This is a genomic window from Rhodoferax sp. GW821-FHT02C08 (genome assembly GCF_059421805.1).
On sequence record NZ_JBWKVR010000062.1, the window covers coordinates 1 to 925 of the forward strand.

Consider the following 925-nt stretch of genomic DNA (forward strand, 5'->3'; position numbering starts at 1 on the left):
GCGGCAGCCAGCCGCATCTATTCCGACTTTTACCTGCCGTTCGAGGCCTATCTGTTTGCTGCGGCGCTGTACCTGGTCGGTACCTTTGCGCTGATTGCGGCTTTCCGCGCGGCTGAACGCAAGTTTCTGGCTTACATGGCCCCACGTCGAAAGTAAAAACACACACCATGACCTCTACCCTGAAACTCCAGGCCATAGACATCCACAAGAAGTTCGGCTCCAACGAGGTGCTCAAAGGCGTCTCACTGGAAGCCCGCGCAGGCGATGTGATCAGCATCATCGGCAGCTCCGGCTCCGGCAAGAGCACCTTTCTGCGCTGCATGAACCTGCTGGAGAAGCCGAATGCGGGCCGCATCATCGTCGCCGGTGAGGAGCTGAAGCTGGTGGCCGACAAGCATGGTGAGCTGGTGGCCGCCGAGGCCAAGCAGCTGCAGCGCATGCGCACCCGGCTTGCCATGGTGTTCCAGCATTTCAATCTATGGGCGCACATGACGGTGCTGCAGAACATCATCGAAGCGCCGGTGCATGTGCTGGGCGTGCCCAAGGATGAAGCCATTGAGCGCGCCCGCAAGTACCTGAAGCTGGTGGACCTGCAGAACAAGGAAGACAGCTACCCGGCGCACATGAGCGGCGGCCAGCAGCAGCGGGTGGCGATTGCGCGCTCCCTGGCGATTGAGCCCGAAGTAATGCTGTTCGACGAACCGACCAGCGCGCTGGACCCGGAGCTGGTGTCCGAGGTGCTGAAGGTGATGCAGAAGCTGGCGCTGGAGGGCCGCACCATGGTGGTGGTGACGCACGAGATGGGCTTTGCCCGCGAGGTGGCCAACCACCTGATCTTTCTGCACAAGGGCCAGATCGAAGAGCAAGGCGTGCCGCGCGAGGTGCTGGGCCAGCCCAAGAGCGAGCGGCTGCAGCAGTTCTTGTC

At 61.8% G+C, this 925-nt stretch carries 1 protein-coding gene; it reads left to right on the top strand.

The window, feature by feature from the left end:
• Positions 1–167 precede the first annotated feature (167 nt).
• On the top strand, positions 168–925 hold a 758-nt coding region (locus AC07VY_RS26560), incomplete at its 3' end, for an ABC transporter ATP-binding protein (protein ID WP_495100141.1).